This window comes from Niveispirillum sp. FG148 (genome assembly GCF_057809655.1).
Map to the genome: position 1 here is coordinate 20,208 of NZ_JBMDKJ010000018.1, position 20,879 is coordinate 41,086.

General features: G+C 64.7%; 20 protein-coding genes and 1 pseudogene. 6 read left to right on the plus strand and 15 right to left on the minus strand.

The window, feature by feature from the left end:
• Positions 1-72: 72 nt before the first annotated feature.
• Positions 73-465, minus strand: coding sequence for a putative quinol monooxygenase (locus ACODTW_RS17930; RefSeq protein WP_488947427.1), 393 nt, complete (start codon positions 463-465; stop codon positions 73-75).
• Positions 466-619: 154 nt separating this feature from the next.
• On the opposite strand from ACODTW_RS17930, the gene ACODTW_RS17935 reads away from it, so the two are divergent.
• The gene (locus ACODTW_RS17935) at positions 620-1,162 is read left to right on the plus strand and encodes a hypothetical protein (RefSeq protein ID WP_488947428.1); all 543 of its coding nucleotides are present in this window, start codon (positions 620-622) and stop codon (positions 1,160-1,162) included.
• A 2-nt stretch (positions 1,163-1,164) separates the two neighbouring features.
• Here ACODTW_RS17935 and ACODTW_RS17940 read toward each other — a convergent pair whose 3' ends face one another.
• Together ACODTW_RS17940 and ACODTW_RS17945 are read right to left on the minus strand one after the other, a co-directional pair.
• Positions 1,165-1,458, minus strand: coding sequence for a helix-turn-helix domain-containing protein (locus ACODTW_RS17940; RefSeq protein ID WP_488947429.1), 294 nt, complete (start codon positions 1,456-1,458; stop codon positions 1,165-1,167).
• A 46-nt stretch (positions 1,459-1,504) separates the two neighbouring features.
• A pseudogene (locus tag ACODTW_RS17945) lies at positions 1,505-1,633 on the minus strand (type II toxin-antitoxin system RelE/ParE family toxin); the annotation flags it as partial.
• 70 nt (positions 1,634-1,703) lie between these two features.
• Between ACODTW_RS17945 and ACODTW_RS17950 the strand changes: the two are divergent.
• The gene (locus tag ACODTW_RS17950; protein ID WP_488947430.1) at positions 1,704-1,979 is read left to right on the plus strand and encodes a hypothetical protein; all 276 of its coding nucleotides are present in this window, start codon (positions 1,704-1,706) and stop codon (positions 1,977-1,979) included.
• A gap of 453 nt (positions 1,980-2,432) precedes the next feature.
• Here ACODTW_RS17950 and dxs read toward each other — a convergent pair whose 3' ends face one another.
• From dxs to wrbA, 9 genes are all read right to left on the minus strand, one after another.
• Complete coding sequence (gene dxs / locus ACODTW_RS17955; protein ID WP_488947431.1) at positions 2,433-4,349, minus strand: 1-deoxy-D-xylulose-5-phosphate synthase; 1,917 nt, start codon at positions 4,347-4,349, stop codon at positions 2,433-2,435.
• A gap of 23 nt (positions 4,350-4,372) precedes the next feature.
• A complete protein-coding gene (locus ACODTW_RS17960; RefSeq protein ID WP_488947432.1) occupies positions 4,373-5,272 on the minus strand; it encodes a polyprenyl synthetase family protein in 900 nt (299 codons plus the stop codon).
• Positions 5,273-5,276: 4 nt separating this feature from the next.
• The gene (locus ACODTW_RS17965) at positions 5,277-5,528 is read right to left on the minus strand and encodes an exodeoxyribonuclease VII small subunit (protein WP_488947433.1); all 252 of its coding nucleotides are present in this window, start codon (positions 5,526-5,528) and stop codon (positions 5,277-5,279) included.
• Between the two features lie 233 nt (positions 5,529-5,761).
• Complete coding sequence (locus tag ACODTW_RS17970; RefSeq protein WP_488947434.1) at positions 5,762-6,691, minus strand: histone deacetylase family protein; 930 nt, start codon at positions 6,689-6,691, stop codon at positions 5,762-5,764.
• A gap of 111 nt (positions 6,692-6,802) precedes the next feature.
• Positions 6,803-7,081, minus strand: coding sequence for a sulfurtransferase TusA family protein (locus ACODTW_RS17975; protein WP_488947435.1), 279 nt, complete (start codon positions 7,079-7,081; stop codon positions 6,803-6,805).
• Positions 7,071-7,499 (minus strand): DUF423 domain-containing protein, encoded by a 429-nt coding sequence (locus tag ACODTW_RS17980; protein WP_488947436.1) that lies wholly within the window; start codon positions 7,497-7,499, stop codon positions 7,071-7,073. Before ACODTW_RS17980 ends, ACODTW_RS17975 begins: the two co-directional genes overlap by 11 nt.
• Positions 7,500-7,651: 152 nt before the next feature.
• Entirely contained in the window at positions 7,652-9,274 is a 1,623-nt protein-coding gene (locus ACODTW_RS17985) for an ABC-F family ATP-binding cassette domain-containing protein (protein ID WP_488947437.1), read from the minus strand.
• 302 nt (positions 9,275-9,576) lie between these two features.
• Positions 9,577-10,290 carry a pirin family protein gene (locus tag ACODTW_RS17990; protein ID WP_488947438.1) on the minus strand — a complete coding sequence of 238 codons (714 nt, stop codon included), beginning with the start codon at positions 10,288-10,290 and terminating at the stop codon, positions 9,577-9,579.
• A gap of 144 nt (positions 10,291-10,434) precedes the next feature.
• The gene (gene wrbA, locus ACODTW_RS17995) at positions 10,435-11,037 is read right to left on the minus strand and encodes an NAD(P)H:quinone oxidoreductase (protein ID WP_488947439.1); all 603 of its coding nucleotides are present in this window, start codon (positions 11,035-11,037) and stop codon (positions 10,435-10,437) included.
• A gap of 140 nt (positions 11,038-11,177) precedes the next feature.
• Here wrbA and ACODTW_RS18000 point away from each other — a divergent pair, with 140 nt between their 5' ends.
• A complete protein-coding gene (locus tag ACODTW_RS18000; RefSeq protein WP_488947440.1) occupies positions 11,178-12,113 on the plus strand; it encodes a LysR family transcriptional regulator in 936 nt (311 codons plus the stop codon).
• 80 nt (positions 12,114-12,193) lie between these two features.
• Positions 12,194-13,450: a sensor histidine kinase gene (locus ACODTW_RS18005; RefSeq protein WP_488947441.1), complete on the plus strand. Its 1,257-nt coding sequence runs from the start codon at positions 12,194-12,196 to the stop codon at positions 13,448-13,450.
• Positions 13,451-13,504: 54 nt separating this feature from the next.
• Here ACODTW_RS18005 and ACODTW_RS18010 read toward each other — a convergent pair whose 3' ends face one another.
• Positions 13,505-15,739 (minus strand): EAL domain-containing response regulator, encoded by a 2,235-nt coding sequence (locus tag ACODTW_RS18010; RefSeq protein WP_488947442.1) that lies wholly within the window; start codon positions 15,737-15,739, stop codon positions 13,505-13,507.
• A 241-nt stretch (positions 15,740-15,980) separates the two neighbouring features.
• On the opposite strand from ACODTW_RS18010, the gene ACODTW_RS18015 reads away from it, so the two are divergent.
• Positions 15,981-18,494, plus strand: coding sequence for a cation:proton antiporter (locus tag ACODTW_RS18015; RefSeq protein ID WP_488947443.1), 2,514 nt, complete (start codon positions 15,981-15,983; stop codon positions 18,492-18,494).
• A 25-nt stretch (positions 18,495-18,519) separates the two neighbouring features.
• Here ACODTW_RS18015 and ACODTW_RS18020 read toward each other — a convergent pair whose 3' ends face one another.
• Together ACODTW_RS18020 and ACODTW_RS18025 are read right to left on the minus strand one after the other, a co-directional pair.
• Positions 18,520-19,263, minus strand: a complete 744-nt coding sequence (locus tag ACODTW_RS18020; RefSeq protein WP_488947444.1) for a metallophosphoesterase family protein — start codon at positions 19,261-19,263, stop codon at positions 18,520-18,522.
• 77 nt (positions 19,264-19,340) lie between these two features.
• Positions 19,341-20,159 carry a hypothetical protein gene (locus ACODTW_RS18025; protein WP_488947445.1) on the minus strand — a complete coding sequence of 273 codons (819 nt, stop codon included), beginning with the start codon at positions 20,157-20,159 and terminating at the stop codon, positions 19,341-19,343.
• A 278-nt stretch (positions 20,160-20,437) separates the two neighbouring features.
• Between ACODTW_RS18025 and ACODTW_RS18030 the strand changes: the two genes are divergently transcribed.
• Positions 20,438-20,878 (plus strand): EF-hand domain-containing protein, encoded by a 441-nt coding sequence (locus tag ACODTW_RS18030; protein ID WP_488947446.1) that lies wholly within the window; start codon positions 20,438-20,440, stop codon positions 20,876-20,878.
• Position 20,879 lies beyond the last annotated feature (1 nt).

Genomic DNA, 20,879 nt, shown 5'->3' on the forward strand with positions numbered 1-20,879 from the left:
GCGGCAGGTGCCGCGTAGCCAAGCCGTCGGATGGCGGCGCCCGGCGCCTGAGGGAGGAGCATGACGGCGGGATCACCCCGCCTTGACCAGCCCGTGACCGCCCAGCGGCACCGTCTCCGACCGGCTGTCGAAGCCCGCAATCATCGGCCGGCCCTTGGCGATGGCCGCCTGTACGCCCGGCAGCTTCAGGCTGGCCGCGTGGCTGTCGCGGCTGTCCCACACCTCCGTGATCCACAGGGCGTCGGTGTTGGTGGGGTCGGCCGCGATGACATAGGACAGGCAGCCTGGCATGGACCCCGTCCCTTCCAGCAGGATCGCTGCCAACTCGTCGCGCTTGCCTGGAACCGCGATCATGCGGCCGATCAACCCATACATGCCGTTTTCTCCCGCGCCTTGTGCATTTCCGACCAGTGCCATGGCCGCACCCGATGCCAGTACGGTGCGGCGTGTCACATCCAGACCCATGGCTTGCCCCCCAATCCGACCCGATGGCAACCCGCAGATTTCCCGATCCGGGCAAGCCGGGCAAGATGCAATTTCTATCGTTGAAGTTGCATATTCATATTACCTATACTAATTAAATCTGCGATGCTTCTATAACCATACCAGAGGGGATAAGATGGTTCGGCAAGGCGATGATGATAACGCGCAGGATGTCTCGGTGGATCGCTGGTCCTGGCTGGCCGGCACCTACTGGTACGTACCGACGGAATATCTGCTGGCCATCGAACAGAAGAATATAAGCAGCCCCAGTTTCACCCAGGTGCAGGACCAGACGCTCTGGTATTTCACCGAGTTCAATGCCGGCTACCTGATCGGCCAATGCGCGGCCAGCATCAATGGCGGCGATCTGGGATATCAGAGCATTGTCGGGTCGGTGACGCCCGATGGCGATGTGCGCCTGTCCTTCTCCCCCGTGGGCGGGGTCGATCTCAGCCTGACCAAGGGTGTGTCGACAGACAGCTTCATCATCGGCCAGGGCCGCATGACCAGGCATAAGGGCCAATGGGCCTTCCTGATGCAGATGACGGCCGGCAGTGCCGCCGCCAATCTCAGCCACTGGGCCTATATGATGCAGACCAGGCCGGGGGAGCCGTCCTGGACCCACATCCCCGGCCTGCCCGACACCAGCGTGGATCAGGCCTTCGCCGATTGGGGGTGAGGTCAGGCGTCGACCAGTTCGATCCGCAGCCGCTTGCCAACCGCACTGGCCGCACGCTCCAGCGTCAGCAGCGTGACGGAGCCGTTGGCCGGGTCCAGCAACCGGTCCACCGCCGTCCGGCTGGTGCCCATGCGCTCCGACATTTCCGTCTTGGTCAATTGCTTGGCGTCCATGGCCTGGGAAAGCTGCCAGGCGATGACGCGCTTCAGCGCGCGGGCGTTCACACGCTCCAGAATGCCTTCTTCGGCCAGGAAGTCGTCGAAGGACGAGCCGATATAGGTGCGCTTTTCTTCCATAATTCTACCCCTCGCCGACCGACGCGGGGGCATTGGAACCCGCACGTCAGAGTGTCCTCATCCGGTCCCGGGCTAGATCAAGATCCGCCTTGGGCGTCTCCTGGGTCTTCTTGATGAACCCGTGGAGCAGGACCATCCGCCCGTCATGCACGCAAAACAGGACCCGCGCGATGCGGTTCCGGAGATGCGTAGAAAAACTTGGGAAGAAATTATAGAATCAGCCACTCGAACTGGAGGGAAAGACCTTGGCTTCTAAAGATTCCAACTTAACGACCGTGGTCTTGGGCAACGAGTTTGATAGAAATTTGCAGGAAAATCTTTTCCATGTTCTCTCATCATTAGGCGCAAAGAGGCTGGGGGAATACAGTAACGTTGTTGCTGGATCCCAGGAAATTGAGTACATATCAGTTAAAATTGGAGATTATACAGTGCAAATCGAAGCGGAAACATACATTGGCCTATCTATAAGTGGAGAGAAAGATATAGTGCTAAAAATTAAAGGGCTTTTGGGCAGTTCATGATTTTCAGAATATTATATCATACGCACTTCAAACAAGCCTTCCCCTTAAGACCACAGGTCGGCATGTCAATCGGCCAGCCGAATTCGACTATCCTGATATCTTTGCCGATCAGTTCGCTATCAGGTTTCCCCAGCTCACGCAGCCAATCGCGCAAAGGCTCTGGGCCGCTGGCTAACGCATAAAAATGTGCCGGCAGACGTTTCGCGTTTGGTCGCATTTCTATCTCCGCAAATGAGCGGATGTAGAATGAACCAAATTTGGCACACATTCAAACCAAAAAAAACCTAGCGCACCTTAGACGCCCTTTTAGACCTTGAAGGCTGGTTATGTCAACATTTTTTACAAAAAGATTTGTACAAACGGCCTTGTATCAAGCTGAAGCAAACGAAACCCGGTTGACGGCAAACCGTGTACCGACCAGTCACTGACGCCGCCAGCACAGCGAAAGCCCCATCACGCCCGCGCCGCCGCCTTGCTCTCCACGCCCAGCGCCTTCAGGGCCGTGGTGACGATGTCGCGGGCCTGGAGGGCGGCCTGTTCGTACTGTTTCACCGGGCTGTCATGGTCCTGATAGAGGTCGGGCAGGACCATGGGGCGGACCTTGCAGCCGGCATCCAGCAGGCCGCTGGTCGCGAGATGATGCAGGACATGGCTGCCGAAGCCGCCGATGCTGCCTTCCTCGATGGTGATCAGCACCTCATGCCCGCGCACCAGCCGTTCCACCAGCTCCATATCGATGGGCTTGGCGAAGCGGGCATCGGCGACGGTCGTGGACAGGCCCAGCGCCGCCAGATCCTCCGCCGCCTTGGACGCTTCGGCCAGACGCGTACCCAGCGACAGGATGGCAACCTTGCTGCCTTCCCGGATGACACGGCCCTTGCCGATGGGCAGGGGCACGCCCTGTTCGGGCATGTCCACACCCACGCCTTCGCCACGCGGATAGCGCACGGCGATGGGGCCGCCATCATAGGCGGCACAGGTGGCGACCATATGGACCAGTTCGCCCTCATCCGCCGCGGCCATCACCACCATATTGGGCAGGCAGGCCAGATAGGCCACGTCAAAGGCCCCGGCATGGGTGGCGCCGTCCGCCCCGACCAGACCCGCACGGTCGATGGCGAAGCGCACGGGCAGGTTCTGCAAGGCCACGTCATGGACCAACTGGTCATAGCCGCGCTGCAGGAAGGTGGAATAGATGGCGCAGAAGGGCTTGAACCCCTCCGTCGCCATGCCGGCGGCGAAGGTCACGGCATGCTGTTCGGCAATGGCCACGTCGAAGGTGCGCTTGGGGAACTTGGACGCGAACAAGTCCAGCCCCGTGCCCGACGGCATGGCGGCCGTGATGGCGACAATCTTTTCGTCCTTTTCCGCTTCCTTGATCAGGCTGTCAGCAAAGACGCGGGTATAGGAGGGGGCGTTGGCCTTGGGCTTGGCCTGGGTGCCGGTGATGACGTCGAATTTGCCCACCGCATGCAGCTTGTCAGCCGAGGCCTCGGCCGGGGCGTAGCCCTTGCCCTTCTGCGTGACGACATGGACCAGCACGGGACCACCCTGCGGATCGTCGCGGACATTTTCCAGCACGGGCAGCAGATGGTCCAGATTATGCCCGTCGATGGGACCGACATAATAGAAGCCCAGCTCCTCGAACAGGGTGCCGCCCGTGACCATGCCGCGGGCATATTCCTCCGCCCGCCGAGCCGCGTTCAGCAGCGGGCGCGGCAGATGTTCAGCCACCTGCTTGGAGAAGTCACGGAAGCCGCGATAGGATTTGGACGAGATCAGCCGCGACAGATAGCCCGACAGCGCCCCCACGGGCGGGGCGATGGACATGTCATTGTCGTTCAGGATGACAACCAGGCGCGATTGCAGCGCCCCGGCATTGTTCATCGCCTCATAGGCCATGCCGGCGGACAGGGCCCCGTCGCCAATGACGGCCACGACATTGTTGGTCTTGCCAGCCAGATCGCGGGCCACGGCCATGCCCAGCCCGGCGGAGATGGAGGTGGAGCTGTGGGCCGTGCCGAACGGGTCGTACTCGCTTTCCGACCGCTTGGTGAATCCCGACAGGCCACCGCCCATGCGCAGGGTGCGGATACGGTCGCGCCGGCCGGTCAGAATCTTGTGCGGATAGGATTGGTGGCCGACATCCCAGATCAGACGGTCATTCGGCGTGTCGAAGCAGTAATGCAGGGCGACCGTCAGTTCGACCACGCCCAGCCCGGCACCCAGATGCCCACCCGTCACCGACACGGCGTCGATGGTTTCCGTCCGCAGCTCGTCGGCCAACTGGCGCAACTGATTGGGGGCCAAACGGCGCAGATCGGCGGGGGTCTTGACCTGGTCCAGCAACGGCGTCTTCGACTGGGACATCGTCCCTACCTCACTCATTGTTTTTATGCGCGCCGTTCGACGACATAGCGTGCCACCTGGGCCAGCATATCCGCCCGTTCCCCGAAGATGTCCAGGTGCTGCGCCGCCTGATCGGCCAGCCGCCGCGCCTGGTCACGCGCCCTCTCCGCTCCCAATATAGAGACGAATGTGGCTTTTCCAGCGATGTCATCGCGGCCGACCGGCTTGCCCACCTCATCCTGCACGCCTTCCACGTCCAGGAGATCGTCGGCAATCTGGAAGGCCAGGCCCAGATCATGGGCATAGGCCTGCAACGCATGGTGCTGCGGCGCGCCGGCCCGGCCCAGGATGGCGCCCGACACGGCTGAAAAGGCGATCATCTCCCCCGTCTTCAGGCGCTGCAGGCGGGTGATGGCGCCGATATCCAGGGGCGTCGTCTCCGCGATCAGGTCCAGCATCTGACCGCCCACCATGCCGCGCGGGCCCGATGCCTTGGCCAGCGCCGCCACCAGCTTGCAGCGGACCTGCGGGTCCTCGTGCGTTTCGGGGTCGGCCAGGATCTCAAACGCCTGGGTCAGCAGGGCGTCGCCGGCCAGAATGGCCGTCGCCTCGTCAAATTCCAGGTGAACCGTCTTGCGGCCGCGGCGCAGCTCGCTGTCATCCATGGCCGGCAGGTCATCATGGATCAGGCTGTAGCAATGGACGAATTCCACCGCCGCCGCCGTACGCAGGGCACAGGCCGGGCTGACCCCGAACATGCGGGCACTTTCCATGACCAGGAAAGGACGCAGCCGCTTGCCCCCGCCCAGACAGCCATAGCGCATGGCATCGAACAGACGGGCTTCCATCAGATTGGTGTGCGGCAGCAGCACCTCGATGGCAGCCTCCACCTGTTCGACGGTATCCGCCATGGCGGCGGTCAGGGTCTTGGGCAGGGAGGGCATGGCGTCAATCCAGTCGGGCGGGTTCGGCACCAATCGTGCCGTCGGCGGCGATGGTGATGCGGTCCACCTTCGCCTGCGCTTCACGAAGCTTGGCCTCGCAATGCCTCTTCAGCCAGGTACCGCGCTCATAGGACTGGATGGCATCATCCAGTTTGGCCTTGCCTTCCTCCAGCTGGCGGACGATCCGCTCCAGCTCGGCAAGCGCGTCCTCAAAGCTGAGGGCGGCAATATCTTGGGGAAGGGTCTGGTCGGTCATGGCATCGGCACTGTCAATCGGAAGGCGGGACTGTATGTCCCCCGGCCCGCCGGTTCAAGTGCCACGCAGGGGTAGGCAGGACATACCAGCGGCCATTGTTCCGGGCCGCACTATTCGGAACTGCACACGGCTCCGCAGTAAAGTCCCAAGGCCGGCGACTGCCGGCCAGCGCCCGCGTGGGCGCGTGAACCAAGCCGCCGGATGGCGGCGCCCGGCGCCTGAGGGAACATAAATTACGCCACCATCAGCGTCTTCACATGCGCGGCCGTACTGTTGGCCAGGGCCCGCAGGTCGTAGCCGCCCTCCAGCACGGAGACGATGCGACCCTTGGCATGGCGGTCCGCCACCTCGATCAGCTTGCCCGTGATCCAGGCGAAATCATCCTCCGTCAGGTCCAGCCCGCCCACGGGATCGCGCATATGGGCGTCGAAGCCGGCGGAGATCATGACCAGTTGCGGCTTGAACGCATCCAGGGCCGGGATCAGCTGGCTCTGGATGGCGTGGCGGAATTCCGGGCTGCCGGCCATGGGCGGCAGGCAGGCATTGACGATATTGCCAAAATCCCCCTTCTCCTTCACCGACCCGGTGCCGGGATAAAGCGGCCATTGGTGGGTGGAGCCATAGAACAGGTCGGGGTCGTGCTGGCAGAAGGTCTGGGTGCCATTGCCGTGATGCACATCGAAATCGATGATGGCGACCCGGCGCACGCCATGTTCCGCCCGCGCATGCGCCGCCCCCACCGCGACATTGTTGAACAGGCAGAAACCCATGGCCTGATCGGGTTCGGCATGGTGTCCGGGCGGGCGCACGGCACAAAACGCGTTGCGCGCCTCCCCCCCGCAGACGGCATCGACGGCGGCGACCACGGCGCCGGCGGCACGCAGGGCGGCCCGGCCCGTGCCCGGCGACAGCACGGTGTCCGCATCAATGCTGCCATGACCGTCGCTGGGGATGGCATTCAGCAGGGCCGTGACATGGCCGGCCGGATGCACGCGTTCCAGCTGTTCCCGTGTCGCCAGCGGCGCATCCCGCCGGTCCAGGAACATGAAAGCCTCATCCTCCAGCGCCGACAGCACGACACGCAGCCGGTCGGCACATTCGGGATGTCCATAGCCGGTATCGTGGCTGAGGCAGTCGGGATGGGAGAAAAGCAGGGTGTTCATGCGGCGCCAATTCCCCAGGTCATTTCCTCTTACCGTCCATCCGCTTCTTGGGAGCGGCAGGTGCGGTCATGCCATCATGGGCGGCGCCGACCGAACTGTCATTGCGCCAAATCATCTGTCCGGCGCATGACCACCCCGACGGATGCGGAACCGTACCTCTTGCCCGTGGGGCGTGTCACCCACGACGTCCGTCGACAATAGCGTGTGACCGCCTTCACGGCAGAAGGTTTCGAAATCCTTCGGCGCCGCCTTGTCCGTGGCCGTGACCGCCAGCACCTGCCCGTCCTGCATGGCGCGCAGGGCCTTGGCCGCGCGCAGCACCGGCATGGGGCATTTCAAGCCCGAACAGTCCAGCGTGACATCGTCTGCCGCGTCTTGTTCAGCCGACATCGCCACCCCCGCCGCTGCGCAGGCCGGCGACGCCGACACAGAGCCAGCCCAGAATAAAGGACAGCCCGCCCACGGGCGCCACGGCCCCCAGGGCCGACGGCCCGTACCAGCCCAGCAGATAAAGCGCGCCGGGAAACAGCAGGCAGCCAATGGCAAAGCACAGGCCGGCCGCCGTCAGCCAACGCGCCTGCCGCGCCAGCATCCGGCGCAGCGGCACCAGCGCCAGGATGGCCAGCGCATGCACCATCTGATACTGGCTGGCTGTCTTCCACAGATCCACGGCATGGCCGTCGCGCACCACCGCCAGCCCATGGCTGGCATAGGCCCCGGCCGCCACCGCCACCGCCCCGAACAACCCGGCCAGCAACATCAGCCTTGCGGCCACGGGATCGGCGGCGGACGAAATCTCCTGGCTCAAAACGAACATCCTTCGGCTTTTACCCTCACCCTAAGCTGGCATGCCGGACCGGGGGTGCCAAGGGGATGGGTTGTCGCGTGGGGTGGGCCGGGCCGGCGCTAGCCGACCCGGCATCAGCCTTTGCCGGGCTGCGGCCGAAGCCTCCCCTGGTGTCAGCTATGCAGGCCGGGTGCTTCCTGCCCGGTGCGCGCCACATATTCGGTGTAGCCGCCGCCATATTGATGGATGCCGTCCGGCGTCAGTTCCAGCACCCGGTTGGACAGGGCTGCCAGGAAGTGCCGGTCGTGCGACACGAACAGCATGGTCCCTTCATAACCGGCCAGGGCCGTGATCAGCATCTGCTTGGTGTCAAGGTCGAGATGGTTGGTCGGCTCGTCCAGAACCAGGAAATTCGGCGGGTTGTACAGCATGATCGCCATCACCAGCCGCGCCTTCTCCCCACCGGACAGGACCCGGCAGCGCTTTTCCACATCATCACCGGAGAAGCCGAAACAGCCGGCCAGTGCGCGCAGCGATCCCTGGCCCGCCTGTGGAAAGGCGCTCTCCAGCGCCTCGAACACGGTCTGGTCGCCGTCGAGCAGTTCCATCGCGTGCTGGGAGAAATAGCCCATCTTCACGCTGGCACCGACATTGACGGTCCCGGCATCGGGCTGGTCGACACCCGCGATCAGCTTCAGCAGCGTCGACTTGCCGGCACCATTGACGCCCATCACGCACCAGCGTTCCTTGCGGCGGATGGTGAAGTCGAAATCCTGATAGATGGTCCGGCTGCCATAGCCCTTGGACATGTTGCGCAGGACCGCGACATCCTCGCCCGAGCGCGGGGCCGGCGGGAACTCGAACATCACGGTCTGGCGACGTTTGGGCGGTTCGACGCGGTCGATCTTGTCCAGCTTCTTGACCCGGCTCTGCACCTGACTGGCGTGGGAGGCGCGGGCCTTGAACCGCTCGATGAACTTGATCTCCTTGGCCAGCATGGCCTGCTGGCGTTCAAACTGCGCCTGCTGCTGCCGCTCGTTCAGCGCCCGCTGCTGTTCGTAGAAGGTGTAATCGCCGGAATAGCTGGTCAGCGACCCGCCATCGATCTCGATGATCTTGTTGACGATCCGGTTCATGAACTCCCGGTCGTGCGAGGTCATCAGCAGGGCGCCGTCATAGCCCTTCAGGAACCCTTCCAGCCAGATCAGGCTTTCGATGTCGAGATGGTTGCTGGGTTCGTCCAGCAGCATGACATCGGGCTTCATCAGCAGGATGCGGCCCAGCGCCACGCGCATTTTCCAGCCGCCCGACAGCGCGCCGACATCCTTGTCCATCATCTCCTGGCTGAAGCTGAGGCCGGCCAGCACCTCCCGCGCGCGGCCATCCAGCTCATAGCCACCCAACTCATCGAAACGCGCCTGGACCTCGCCATAGCGTTCGATGATGGCGTCCATCCGGTCGGCCTGGTCGGGGTCGGCCATGGCTTCTTCCAGGCTCGCCAGTTCCTTGGCCACTTCGCTGACCGGTCCGGCGCCGTCCATCACCTCCGCGACGGCACTGCGCCCGGACATTTCGCCGACATCCTGGCTGAAATAGCCGATGGAAACCTGCTTTTCCACCGACACCTGACCGGTGTCCGGCTGTTCCTCCCCCGTGATCATGCGGAACAGAGTGGTCTTGCCGGCACCGTTGGGACCGACCAGCCCCACCTTCTCCCCCCGGTTCAGCGCTGCCGAGGATTCCAGGAAAAGGATGCGATGACCATTGTGCTTGCTGATATTTTCAAGACGAATCATGGGAGGCCGGGTTCCAGGGGCAGGATCGGCCCCCTTATGCCACAAGATGCGGCACACGCCAGTGCCCTGATCGGCCCCCGGCCCTGTATGTTGGTTCTGGCCCGGCTCCCTTCATTCCAGGCAGCGCAGCCGAGGACCCATTGCGTGCCGGTGGGCTGCCTTCATCTGCCCCGCGGGTTCCGATGATGGCCGATCGGTCGTGAACATGAAAAGGGCGGCGTCCCCATGATGGGAACGCCGCCCTGAACCGGAACCGGGCTTGGGGGGGGGAGGGTACGCCCGGTGCCGGGATCTGTGGCGGATCAGGCCGCGCGGGGCAGGTCGGCCAGGACCAGTTCGGCTTCTTCAAGCACCTCGATCGTCAGGACGGGTTCATCCTTCACGGCCGCACCGTCGCGGGCTTCCAGCACAACGCCATTGACCTTCACCTTGCCGCGCGCCGGGACCAGATAGGCCAGGCGGTCACCCAGCGCGTGGGTCAGCACCGTGCCCGCCGGCAGAACGCCGCCCAGCAGGGCCGCATCCTGATGGATAAACAGCGCACCGCTATCCTTGTCCTGTTCCCGGCCGGACGCCAGGACGCGCAGCTTGCCTGCTTCATCCGTGCCCTTGGGGAACCTGGCCTGTTCCCAGCGGGGCTTCACGCCGCGCTTGTTGGGGATGATCCAGATCTGGAACAGCGTCGTCTCACCCGGTTCCCGGTTATATTCGGCGTGGACGATGCCGGTGCCGGCGGACATGACCTGCACGTCGCCCGCCTCGGTCCGGCCCTCGTTGCCTAAGAAATCCTGGTGGGTGATGGCGCCTTTGCGGACATAGGTGATGATTTCCATGTCCTGGTGCGGGTGCGGGTCGAAGCCCGTATTGCTGTCGATGGTGTCGTCATTCCACACCCGCAGCGGTCCCCAATGGACCCGCGAGGGATTGTGGTAACCGGCGAAGCTGAAGTGGAAATTGGCGCGCAGCCAACCATGGTTGGCCTTGCCCAGGCCGGCGAAGGGGCGATGTTCGATCATGACACTTCTCCTGTGCGGCTCCCGACGCGCCGTCCCGGAATGGCGACGGCGCGGGGACCATGGGTCATGGAAAGAGTACCGAAGGTCATCCGAAGATGACCTTCATAGGCCGGCGACCGCCGGCCCGGCGCATGAGATACGGCGTTACGCCGACAGCTTGGCGGCCAGACGGGCGACGTGGGCGCCCTGGAAGCGCGCACCGTCCAGTTCATTGGCCGACGGCTGACGCGAACCATCGGAATTGGCGATGGTGGTGGCGCCATAGGGGCTGCCGCCGGTGATTTCGTCCATGCGGCCCTGGGCACCGAAGCTGTAGGGCAGACCGGCGATGACCATGCCGTGATGCAGCAGCGTCGTGTGGAAGGACAGCAGGGTCGATTCCTGGCCGCCATGCTGGGTGGCCGTCGACACGAACACCGAGCCGACCTTGCCGATCAAGGCACCCTTGGCCCACAGACCGCCGGTCTGGTCCAGGAAGTTGCGCATCTGGCTGGCCATCATGCCGAAACGGGTCGGCGTGCCGAAGATGATGGCGTCATACTGGGGCAGTTCGTCCACGATGGCGACCGCGGCGTCCTGGTTCAGCTTGATGCCGGCGCGCTGGGCGACCTCGTCGGGCATCAGTTCGGGAACGCGCTTCACCACCACTTCGGTGCCCGGAACGGACGCCGCACCCTCAGCCACGGCCTTGGCCATCGTCTCGATATGGCCGTAGGAGGAATAATAGAGGACCAGGATCTTGCTCATGTTCCGCGCTCCATTGTCTGGCGGTTGCGTTGTTTGCTGAGGGGAAGATAGGCCGTTGCGGACAGTCCGATAATGACGCAAATTCGGATAGCTTTGTTCCGCCCAGCGGGACAATGGAGGGGTAAGCAAGGGGGACCGGATTGGACCGGCTGGAAGATCTGCGGCTGTTCACGCTGGTGGCCGACGGCAAGAGCTTCACCAAGGCAGCGGAAAAGCTGGGCCTGTCGAAATCGGCCGCCAGTCGCCGCATCGGGGAACTGGAGGCCCGGCTGGGGGCCCGCCTGTTCAACCGCACCACCCGCCACATCAGCCTGACCCAGGTGGGCGAAGGCTTCCACGCGCGCGTGGCCCAGGCGCTGGAAGCGCTGGAGGAGGCGGAACGGTCGGTGGCCAGCCAGCACCAGGCCCCGCGCGGCACGCTGAAACTGGCCGCCCCCATGTCCTTTGGCTTCGTCCACCTGTCGGGTGCCATTGCGGATTTCATGGCGCTTTACCCGGAGGTGGCCGTCGATATGGACCTGTCCGACCGCTATGTCGATCTGGTGGAGGAAGGGTATGATCTGGCCGTGCGCGTGGGCCGGTTGAAGGACAGTTCGCTGGTGGCCCGCCGGCTGTGCCCGGCCCGCGCCGTCATCTGCGCCAGCCCCGCCTATCTGGCCCGGCGCGGCACGCCGCAGGACCCCGCCGATCTGGCCGATCATGACTGCCTGATCTACACCAACGTGCCCAATCCGGAACAATGGACCTTCCGGACGGCGCCGGGGTCGGAAACACCCCGCACCGTGCGCATCACCGGCCGCCTGCGCGCCAATAATGGCGATGCCCTGCGCGAGGCGGCGATCCATGGTCAGGGGCTGGCGCTGTTGCCCACCTTCATCGTGGGGGACGCGCTGTCGGCAGGGCGGCTGGTGCCGGTGCTGGATGCCTTCCTGATGCCATCCGGGGCCGTTCACGCCGTCTATCCCGCCAATCGCCATCTGAGCCCCAAGGTCCGGGCCTTTGTCGACTTTCTGGCCGGGCGGTTCGGGCCCGTCCCCTACTGGGATGCAAGTCTGACCATCTTCAAGGGCGGGTGAGTCGGGGATGATTGCTTCACAAAACCTTCACGGCTTTCTGTCATCCCTTTGCCACCAAACCTTCCGAATGGGACGTTAGCTTGGATCGGCACCAGTCATCCGCATCGCCCGTCGGCGGTGTGAACGACGACGCAGCCTGGACGGCCGCGCGCCTGTGCCGTACCGTCCCCGCGGTCCGGCCCGATGCCAGTTGCGGTTCCGTGGCGGAGATGTTCCAGCGCGACCCGGGTCTGCCGGGCGTTGTCGTCCTGGGACCGGATGGCTGTCCGCTGGCCCTGGCCGACCGCGCCACCTTTCTGCTGCATTTTTCCCAGCGCTATGGCCGTGACCTTTACGCCAAGCGGCCGGTGACCCATCTGGCCGACCGGCAGCCGCTGCTGGTCCCGCAGGTCACGGGTCTGTCCGACCTGAATGCCCTGATCGCCGAACGCAAGCCAGACGCCCTGCATCGCGGTTTCGTGCTGATCGACGCTGATGGGGTCTGTGCCGGCATGGGGCTGGGCATCGACGTCATGCGCCTGACGGCCGAACAGATGGCCCTGACCCTGGAACGGCTGCGCGCCACGCAGCGCGACCTGATCCAGGCGGAAAAGATGGCAGCCCTGGGCGGGCTGGTCGCCGGCGTGGCGCATGAGATCAACACACCCCTGGGCGTGGCCGTCACCGCCGCCAGTGCCTTTGCCCATGACACGACCCGCTTCGCCGACGCCTACCGCACCGGCAAGCTGAAACGATCGGAGCTGGAGGATTATGTGGCATCAGCCACGGAGGCGATGGATTTCGTGATGGGCAACATCACGCGCGCCGCCGATCTGGTCCATGCCTTCAAGCAGGTGGCCGTCGACCAGACCACCGACCAGGTCCGCCGTTTCGACCTGGGCGACTATCTGGGGGAGGTGCTGCGCAGCCTGCTGCCGCAGCTGCGCCGCCTGCCCCACCGGCTGGAATCCGATCTGGCCGACAATATCAGCGTCGACAGCACGCCCGGCGCCATCGCCCAGATCGTCACCAATCTGGTGATGAACGCCCTGACCCATGCCTTTGCCGGGCGCAGCGGGGCCGGCACGATCCATGTCGGCCTGCGCCTGTCGCCCACCACATCCGGATGGGTGGAACTGACCGTCAGTGATGATGGGGCCGGCATCGATGCCGCCATCCTGCCCCGCATCTTCGACCCCTTCTTCACGACAAGGCGCGATGCCGGGGGGACGGGCCTGGGCCTGCATCTGGTCTATAACCTGGTCACCCAGCGCCTGGGCGGTCGCATCGACGTGACCAGCCAGCCGGGCCAGGGCAGCCGCTTCACCATCGCCTTTCCGCGCAAGTCACCCGCCTGACGAACCGCCGGCGCGGTTCCCGCCGCGTCAATAGCGTCGACGACGGCACGCCCGTCAGCCCACCCCGATCAGCCGTCCCGCCATCTGCGCCGGCATGGGGCGACCGTAGAGATAGCCCTGCAGGAAACCGCAGCCCAGACGCGACAGTTCGTCGGCCTGTTCCTGGGTTTCCACGCCTTCGGCCACCACTTCCAGGGCCAGTTGCTGGGCCAGCGCCAGCATGGTGCGCAGGATGGTCCGGCTTTCGAACCGTTCGATCATGCTGGCCACAAAGGCGCGGTCGACCTTCAGGAAGTCGAACGGCAGGGTCTGAAGGTAGGAAAGGTTGGAATAGCCGGTACCGAAATCATCCATGCACAGGCGGATGCCCAGATCGCGCAGGCCAGACAGGATCTGCGCGGCATAGACGGGATCACCGATGATGATGCTTTCCGTCACTTCCAGCTTCAAAAGCGTGGGGTCGACGCCGCTGTCGCTGATCACCTGGCGTACATGGTCCAGGAAGCCCGGTTCGGACAATTGCGCGGCGGAGATATTGACACTGACCCAGACGGGCCGGCCGGCGGTACGGGTCCAGCGCGCCGTCTGCAAGGCGGCCTCGCGCATGACCCAGGTGCCGATGGGCACGATCATGCCCGTTTCTTCCGCCGTGGGAATGAAAGCGGCGGGGATGACCACACCGCGCGTCGGATGGTTCCAGCGCACCAGTGCCTCGAACGCCACCACTTCCCGCGTGGCGGCATCCACGATGGGCTGGTAATGCAGTTCGAATTGCCCCTGCTTCAGCGCCGTGCCCAGTTCCATGGACAGGCCCAGGCGGCGGCCATCGCTCGTTTCCGCGCCGATCACCACTTCCTGCAAGCGGCCATAGGCGCGCTTGGACGCCTGCATGCTGGCCTCTGCCCTTGCCAGCAGTTCCTCCCCATGGCGGCCCGTGCAGTTGCACCAGGAAAGGCCCGGCGACGACATCGGGTGCATCTCCCGCCCCGTCAGCATCAGCGGTTCGGCCACCGCCGCGACCGCCCCCTGCACCAGCATCCGCGCCGCCGGCAGTGCTGGCGAGCCGGGCAGCAGGACCGCAAACTGGTCGCCGCCTGTGCGGGCGCAGACGGCATCGGGCCCCAGCGCCACCGTCAGACGCTGTGCCGTGGTCACCAGCAGCCGGTCGCCGGCCGCCACGCCCAGTTCATGGTTGATGTCGCGGAAATGGCGCAGGTCGATGATGCCGACAGCGACACTTTCCACCCCGCCACGCTGCAACCGGCCCAGCCGTTCATCCACGGCCTGGACAAAGCCGATGCGGTTCAGCAGGCCCGTGGCCCGGTCATGGGTGCGGTCGCGCGACAGCTGCGCCACCAGCCGTGCATTTTCCAGCGCCACGGCCACCGTGCGGGCGAACAGGGCCATCATCCCGGCATCAGGCGCGCGGCCTGCCGACAGCTGCGACAGGTACAGCACGATGGCGGCATCGGCCGACAGGGCCGTGGCGATGGCCTGCCAGTCGCCGGCGCCGATGGCGCCGTCCTGCGTCAGGGCACGGGCCACGCGCTGCCCCACCTCCGCCGGCACCAGACTGGACAGGCTGCCGGGTGACATCACGGCCCCGCCCTCCCCCACCCCGGCCAGCAGGCGCGGTTCGCCCACCGGTTCCCCTTGGCGCATGTCGCTGCGTACCAGCAGGGCAGCCGTACCGGCACCGGCCAGACCATGCAGCGCCTCCACCACCGAGGCGGCCAGACTGTCGCCGTCACGCTCGCCGAACAGGCGGGTGGTCGCGTCAAGGATATGGGTCAGGCCGGCACGGTGGGCCTCCAGCGCGCGTATCTGTTCATAGGCGCGCAGCGCCGTATAGACCGATGTCCACAGGCGCCGGGCCGTCAGTTCATCCTTGGCGCGGTAATCGTTGATATCGTAACGCTCTACCACCTCCCGCTCCGGCGCCTGGCCGGGCTGGCCGGTGCGCAGGATGATGCGGACATGGGTGTTGCGCATCTCCTCCCGCACGGCGCGGGCCAGATGCAGGCCGGAATCATCCGTCTCCATCACCACATCCAGCAGAATCAGGGCGATGTCGGGATATACGGCCAGCATCTGCCGCGCCTCCGCCGCAGAATAGGCGGACAGGAACAGCAGCCGCCGGCCCGAGTGTTCCATGTCGCGCAGCGCCAGCTTGGTGACATTGTGGACCGATGGATCATCATCGACGATCAGGACCAGCCAGGGCTGCAAGATGGGTGTTGACGGCGCCGGTTCCGGCTCCGCCGCGAAATCAAGCAGATCGTCCACCATCCGATCGCCCCCCAACCGGCCTTGGGCCGTCCATCCACCGGACCGCCTGTTCCGTGCCCGGAACAACCGTCACTTATCATTGTGATCCATATGTCTGGGAAGCTACGCCAACGCTGTGCGGGCGGCAAGCCCGGCGCAGGGGCGCCCTTCGTCGAATGCCGGGCAGCCCCACTGGCATCTCGGCTGGCATCCATGCCATGGTGTCGGCGCCTGAACCTTCTGCCGATGGCCGCCCCGTTCCATGGATGCCTTGATCAACACGCTGCTGGCCGTTGCCGGACTGCTGGGTCTGGTCAGCCTGCTGCCGCCGCTGGCCAAGCGGCTGGGCCTGCCCTACACCGTCACGCTGGCAGCACTGGGCGTGGGCATCGGCCTGCTGCTGCATGTGGGCGGGCCCATGATCAATGGTACCGGCCCCATCACTGCCTTCATCCGCGCCGTGGGCGACGTCGAACTGACATCCGCGGCCTTTCTTTACATCTTCCTGCCCGTGCTGCTGTTCGAAACGGCGCTGGGCGTGGATGTGCGGCGCATGATGGACGATATCGGTCCCATCCTGCTGCTGGCCATCGTCGCCGTGCTGGTCTGTACAGTGATCGCCGGTTTTGCCATGTGGTGGGTCTGGGGCCTGTGGCACGGCATGCCCACACAGAAGGCGCTGATCATCTGTCTGCTGCTGGCCAGCATCATCGCCACCACCGACCCGGCCGCCGTCGTCGGCATCTTCCGCGACCTGGGCGCGCCGCGGCGCCTGACCATCCTGGTCGAAGGCGAAAGCCTGTTCAATGATGCGGCCGCCATCGTGCTGTTCACCCTGCTGCTGGGCATGTTGACCCAGGGCGGCGAACCGAACCTGGGGGCAGCCGCCGTCGATTTCATCTTCAAATTCGCAGGCGGCATCGCCGTCGGCTGGGGCCTGGGCTGGCTGACGGCCCTGGTGGTGACGCCCCTGCGCAACCAGCCTTTGTCGGAAATCACCCTGACGCTGAGCCTGGCCTACCTCTCCTTCATCCTGGGCGAACATTACCTGCATGTGTCGGGCGTGGTGGCCGTGGTGGTGGCTGGCCTGGTGACGGCGTCCGCGGGGCGCACCCGCATCAGCCCGGAAAGCTGGTCGGGACTGGAGAAAGTGTGGAGCCAGCTGGGTTTCTGGGCCAATTCCCTGATCTTCCTGTTCGCCTCCATGCTGGTTCCCCCGACGCTGATGAATGCGAAATGGAGCCATTTCGCGCTTCTGGGGGCCCTGATCGTGGCGGCGCTGGTGGCGCGCGCCCTGGTCATCTTCGGCATCCTGCCGGCCCTGGCCTGGATGGGAGCCAGCGACCGGATCAGCCATAAATTCCGCATCGTCATGACCTGGGGCGGATTGCGCGGGGCCGTGTCGCTGGCCCTGGCCCTGGCCGTGACTGAACATAACCAGCTTGAAGACTATATCCAGGAGCATGTGGCCGTCGTTGTAACCGGCTTCGTGCTGTTCACGCTGTTCGTGCAGGGCACGACCCTGCGGCCGCTGATCCGTGTGCTGGGCCTGCACAAGCTGTCGCCCGTGGAACAGCATCTGCGCAACCGCGCCGTGGGTCTGTCACTCAGCAATGTTCGCCGCGACCTGGAAAGTGTCGCGAAAAGCTTCGGCTTCGACGTGGCCCATGCCGTGGAGCCGCTGCTGGAACGTGGTGCCGAACTGGCACAGGAACAGCTGGATCTGGACAGCCGCTATGGTGCCTTGTCACTGGAGGATCAGGTCTATATCGGCCTGTCGACCCTGGCCCGGCATGAGGAGCAGCGGTTCCTGGCCTATTTCCGCGACGGGATCATTTCCCGCCTGTCGGTGCAGACCCTGATCGTGGCCGCCGGACGCCTGCAGGACGCCCTGAAGACTGGCGGCGCAGAAGCCTATGACCGGGCGGCCGCCAAGCAACTGCGCCCCGACCGTGCATTGCGGCTGGCCTTGTGGATGCACCGGCGCTTCGGCCTGGAACGGCCCGTGTCGGCCCGCCTGTCAGAACGATATGCCATGCTGACGGTGCTGCGCTTCTGCCTGAAGGAACTGGGCCAGTTCACCGACGACCGGCTGGTCCCCATGCTGGGCAAGCAGGCGGGCGAGGCCGTGCGCCGGCGCCTGAGCATGCGGCTGACCATCGTGGAGGAAGCGCTGGACAGTATCCGGCTGCAATATCCAGCATATCTGGATTCCGTGCAGTCGCAGTACCTGATCCGTGCCGGCCTGCGCATGGAGGAACGGTCGACCCAGACGCTGTTCGACGAGGCGCTGATCAGCCGCGAGATCCTGAACGATCTGGAGCGCGACCTGAAGGAGCGCTGGCAGGACGTCAGCAGCCCGCCGCAACTGGACTTGGGCTTGGCCACGCACGAACTGGTGGGGCGCGTGCCGCTGTTCAATGGCTTGGCGCCCGACCGGCTGGCCCGTATCGAAAAGCTGCTGAAGCCCCGGCTGTACTTTCCCGGAGAGGTCATCGTGCGCCGGGGGGAACGGGGCGACACCGTCTATTTCATCTCATCGGGTGCCGTGGCCGTAGCCGTGCCGGGGCTGGAAACGCCGATCCGCCTGGGCACGGGCGACTTCTTCGGGGAAATCGCCCTGGTCCTGGAACAGCCGCGCAATGCCGATGTCCGCGCCATCGCCTATTGCCAGTTGCTGCTGCTGGACAAGCGTGACTTCAACCGGCTGTACAGCACCGATCCGGACCTGAAAGCCCATATTGACAGCGCCATCGAACGCCGCCTGTCGGCCTGACCACCCTGCACCGCCGCCGGTGCCATCATTCCAGATGGCCATAGCGCAGCGCCCGGGCCCAGTTGGCCGACCCGCGCGAGGCCGCCTGCACCGCCGCTGCCTCCCAGTCATAGGGCAGCGCCACCATCCGGGCCTGCCAGCGCCCGTCGCCATCCCGTTCCAGCAGGGCATAACGGGCGTGCGGGCTTCGCGTCTGATGGACATGGCCGAAAAGATGATCGTCATAATAGGCCTGCAACCCCACGGACCCGGGATTGACCACCAACCGCCCGTCATCCAGCCACAGGGCGCGGGGCAAATGACTATGACCGCACAGAATGGCACGCGCCGGCCCATCCCCCGCCAGGGCCGCCACCCGATCGGGCGATGCCGGCCGGCTGCCCCATTCCCTCACCTCTTCCAGCAGATAGGTGATGTCTGTCGAAGGCGTGCCGTGGCAGAGCCGCACCTCGCCGTCCAGCAGCACTGCGCCCGCCGGCAGTCCCGCCAGCCAGGCCCGGTGCGCATCGGTCAGCACCTCGTGGGCATAGCGATCCGATGGCCCCATACGGCCCGGCGGCAGGGTCAGCAGCTGCCGTTCATGATTGCCGGCAATGTGCAGGATGTCGCGCGACGTCAGCATGTCCGCTGTTTCTGCGGGCCAGAGCGGTCCTGAGAGCTTGTCGCCCAGGTCGACGATCAGATCGGCCCCACGCGCGTCAATATCGTCCAGCACGGCGCGGAGGGCGGGCAGATTGCCATGGATGTCCGACATGACGGCGATACGCACGGGATAGGGTCCCCCTGACGGTGGCAGGCCATCTTCAAGTCAACCGCGCCGGCTGCCGAGCCCTGCCGGGCCGCCCCTCAGCGGATGGAGCGGAAGAAACGCAGCAGGTTCTGCATTTCCGTGCGCAGCGCCTCATCCTCGCGCAGGCGGGCCTGCAGAGCAACGTCGCGCTTGGCCAGGAACACCACCTGTTCCTTGGGCGGCAATTGTCGATAAGAGGGCTTGGGCGCGATGGTACCGTCATCCTGGATGGTGGAGATGAAGAAGCAGGCGCGCATGAATTTGGAAAACAGCTTGCTGCTGCTTTCCGGCGGCTCACGCGACAGGATGGCGAAGATGTAATGGGCGCGGAAAAAATAGTAGCTGTTATAGATGCGCTGGACCATGGCGAACTGTTCGGCGGGCGCACTGGCCTTGGACAGAAGCTGCTGATCCTTGAACCCGGCAAAGAAATGGTTCGTCGCTTCCTTCGCGAACATCATGGGCCGTTCGCGCGTAGCGCTGATGCGCTTGCGATATTCGATCAGGAACCGGCCGATCAGCGTGTGGATCAGCCGCCGCTCCGCCTCCAGTTCCCCTGGCAGGGTCATCAGGAATTCGATTGAGGACATCAGTTGCAGGGGATGGCTGATCGAGCCGCGCTTGCCGCGGCCGCGGGCCAGCAACGAGTTCTGCAGGTTTTCAATCACCTCATGCGCTTGCCAGCGCAGCCGCACGGAGGTGGGAATGGACGTCAGGCCGCTGGCCTGCAGGAACAGACGTATATGATCGCGCCAACCCTTTTGCGGAAGCTGAACATATTCGACATCGGCCAGTTTGATCGGCGATCCCAACACTTCCGGGTCGGGCGGCTGCGGCCTGAAGTCCAGGCTGCGCCCGTAGACGACCCCCCTCAACTTGCTCTCCCGTGCCGGCTCCATGGCCTAGATGAACCCGCTGTGTCCGGCAGCCATCTCTGGACATGGCCATGCGGAACAACATTAACGCATTGTTATTATCACTAATCCAAAAGGAATACATCAATTTCCAGCACGCGATGATTTCATCGATGCAGGGACTTTCCCCGTGGCGCGTATCAACAATGAAGGCGGCTGAACGAGCGCATGGACGCTCCGGCCTCCTCTTCCCGACGCTGGTTCCAGCCGGCGTTCCACCGCCCTGACGGAGTTGAAACATGTCCTTGAACACACGCGCCCTGGCCGCCCTGTCGCTGGCCACCCTGCTGGCCGGCACCAGCTTTGCCTTCGCCCAGCCCATGGGCCCGGGCGGCCCCGGCGACGGTCCGCGTGGCCCCATGTTCCAGGAAATGCTGGATAAGTACGACACCAACAAGGATGGCAAGCTGGATGACAAGGAACGCGCTGCCATCCGCGCCGATCACTTCAAGAAGCTGGACAAGGATGGTGATGGCAAGGTGACCCGCGCCGAATTCCCCGCCGCCATGGAAGCCGCCCGCGAACAGCAGAAGCAGGACCATATGCTGGCCATGTTCGACCAGATGGACGCGAACAAGGACGGCACCGTCACCCAGGCGGAATTCGATGCCTTCAAGCCGCCGCGCGGCGGCGACCACCCGTTCATGGAGCGGATGCGCGATCGCAAGGGCGACAAGTAAG